Below are 267 nucleotides of genomic sequence, written 5' to 3'. Positions count from 1 at the left end.
ATCTGAAATACAAAACATGGAATGATGTGACGAAGCCGGAATCGAAAGCTGTCGTTTTAGCCATGATGGATACAAGCGGTTCGATGGGCGTATGGGAAAAGTATATGGCGAGGAGCTTCTTTTTTTGGATGACACGATTTTTACGGACAAAGTATGAAACGGTTGATATCGAATTTATCGCCCACCATACGGAAGCGAAGGTCGTGTCCGAAGAAGATTTTTTTTCGAAAGGCGAGAGCGGGGGCACCATCTGTTCCTCCGTTTACC

Annotated in this window: 1 protein-coding gene; it reads left to right on the top strand. The window is 45.3% G+C overall.

What is annotated here, in order from left to right; all coding sequences use genetic code 11:
- On the top strand, positions 1–267 hold a 267-nt coding region (locus R0K30_RS22160), incomplete at both ends, for a DUF444 family protein (RefSeq protein WP_410613019.1).

The sequence above is a fragment of the Bacillus sp. SIMBA_154 genome (assembly GCF_046536015.1).
Lineage (GTDB): Bacteria > Bacillota > Bacilli > Bacillales > Bacillaceae > Bacillus > Bacillus pumilus_P.
This window is presented reverse-complemented; position numbering and strand designations above follow the sequence as displayed.